Source organism: Roseobacter sp. HKCCD6576-2 (assembly GCF_013179285.1).
Taxonomy (GTDB): Bacteria; Pseudomonadota; Alphaproteobacteria; order Rhodobacterales; family Rhodobacteraceae; genus Rhodophyticola; species Rhodophyticola oceani.
On record NZ_WVNW01000047.1, the window covers coordinates 1 to 2,688 of the forward strand.

Genomic DNA, 2,688 nt, shown 5'->3' on the forward strand with positions numbered 1-2,688 from the left:
ATAGCTCCGAGGCTTATCTCATAGGAGGACACATCCCCATCAACGCGGATGCCTGCGCCGTGATCTGAACGCATGAGTGTCAGGGTGTCGCTGGCCTGTACTTCGCTCACGAACGTGGGACGGGGGTCGGGCGCTGCAGTTTCGGAGACCAGGGCACTGGCGGCGAACTCAAATCCACGCGTATACGCATCTGCAACCATCAAGACCTGTCCTGCCAGGGCTTGGTTGAGGGCTGGCGCCAGAGCGCCGCTGGCGACGATGCCCGTTTCGGCGAGCGGCATGGCGTCGCTCTCGGTGGTGGTCCCCTGGTAGACAACAACTTCACCGACAGGACGCATGGCGCGTTCCAGATTGAGGAGGCCCTGCCCGTAGATCGGGTCCACGCCCGGGTCTCCGAGATCATCGGCTGTAGCGAACATAATATCAACGATTTCGGTGGCCGGCGTTTCTGGCCACTGGCTCTTTAACAGAGCGTATCCTCCAGCGACATGTGGGGCTGCCTGGGATGTTCCGCTTCCGATGGCGAGGCCCCCGCCATTATTGGCGCTAACGATACCCACGCCTGGCGCAGCGAGACAGAAGTTCCGTGCGACCCCACAACGGTTGGAGAAGCCTGCTATTTTTACTCGTTCATTTACATCTTCATAGACAGCGACAACGGCGATGAAGTAATCTTCATAGTCGTCGGGATAGTCGTCGGGCAGCAAGACTGGAAGGCCTGCATTCAATCCGACATTGGCCAAACCGTCGTTGCCTGCGGAAATCACTGAAATAAGGTTAGCGGCTTTGGCTGCATCCAGGGCTGCAATCAAGTCTTCCAAGGCTCCGTCTCCAAAAGAAAAGTCGAACGCCCTGTCGAGCTCGGCTAGATCATTAAAAGCAGTGATTGGAACGCCGTCTCCGTTTTCATAGATGTAACCCCAGCTGTTGTTCATGACGTGCACACCGGCGTCGATTGAGCGGTTGATGGCATCAATCCATATCTCTGTAACGTTAAGGGTCGAGGATCCGGTGCCGATGCCTGAAATTCCTTTGAAGATGACAAGCTCAGATTGAAAGGCAACGCCGTGCGTGCCTACACCGTCTCTCCAGCCCGCAGCAATGCCAGCGACGTGCGTGCCGTGACCGTCGGTATCATAAATATCGTCGGGATCGCTGAAATAGGAGTGGCTGCTGTCAAAATCAATTTTATCGCGAAACTCTGGATCAATTTTATCTCTAAAGTCTGGATGGTTGAAATCGATACCAGTGTCCAGGATCGAAATCTTTACGCCTTGCCCTTGTCCGCCCTTTGCGTATCGCTCATGGGCTCCAATCAGAGCGAGGCCATAGTTTTCCTCGAATTCCGGGGTTTGGTAGTAGGCGGGATCGTTCAGGTCGGAGTCTGGGTCGGTGATTGGATCTGGAGGCGGTGATGGGCTGGGATTGATAGGTGTGGGATTGGGGTTTGGAGAAGGTGATGGGCTGGGAGGCTGTGGACCAGAGGCTCCAGGACCATCACCGCCCGCGAGAGAAGCTGCTGCCGCGATTCCGACGACGCCAAGAACGAACACCGAACCAATTCCGGAGGTTTCCCCGACGCTTGGCTCCGAAGAGGGAGTGCTTCTGGTGTCTGGCGCCCGATCCAAGGTTCGACGGAGGTAGTCCTCCATAATCGCTGGTCGGTTCAGGAGGATGTATTCATGTGCATCCTCGAAGGTTGATGGATCTCGCGCATGTTCGCGGACGAGGTAGGTCAAGACCTGTTGATCTGAATAGGAGGTGAGTTGACCTGTGTAGATGTTTGCGGAGACGGCGGTGGCCAAGGTTGCAATCGCCGTCGTGGTCAGAACTAGCTTCTTAAAACCGCGCATGAGAGTTCCTCCACCTTGCCCGTTGGAGTGTAATCGCTTGGGTTACCGCGGGACATCGATTCTAACGGGCCCAAAGCACCGCTGACGGTCACATCGCGCGTCACAGAGTTCAGCTCCCATCGCGTCAGACCATCCCATCCGGAAACCGGGATCGGACCGTCTACTAACCGATGAGAGATGATCGGCCTGGCGCCAGATGTCAGACTGTGAGAATGAAGGAACCCGTAAGTGCTCCTGCCGATGCGCCGATGCGCCGATGCGCCGATGCGCCGATGCGCCGATGCGCCGATGCGCCGATGGTACGACCGCTCAACTCAAGCCGCAAGCAAAAGACTGACTTTATTGTAGATATTATTGGCGCTTTTTGCATCGCAAACTCAGGTAGGTGTCCATCTATGGAATGCGTGCGCATTCAGATTGTCCATATCAAAGGCCAATACACGTCAGATGCAAAGGCAACCGTCCAAAACAAAGTCTCTTTTCCATCCCAAGCTCCAAGCCTCACCTTTTATGAAAAAGCCCTCCCCTCCATCGGCGGAAAGGGAAGGGCTGAATGCGTAGCGGATCAGTCTTGGACAACGATCCACCGATTTGGTGCACCTCGGAGACACTAGATCCGGTTTCCCGCGAAGAGAAATACTCACACTCTATATTTAAATAGACCTGGATTATGACGAGCCTTGCACCTGACAGGCCCTCACTCCCTCAACACGCACCAGGATGTTCAGTCCCGGTATTTGATGGATTGGATCGAGAGCGCCATTTCAGAACATCACCTTGAGCCCTGCGCTTGCGCTGAGGGCGCTGGCATCCCCGGCGTTGCCGAGCCCGGTGG

Annotated in this window: 1 protein-coding gene; it reads right to left on the bottom strand. The window is 55.7% G+C overall.

Annotated features, from left to right (window positions below; translation table 11 throughout):
* A partial coding sequence (locus tag GTF44_RS21830; protein WP_171567106.1) for a S8 family peptidase occupies positions 1 to 1,853 on the bottom strand: 1,853 nt, incomplete at its 3' end.
* Positions 1,854 to 2,688 lie beyond the last annotated feature (835 nt).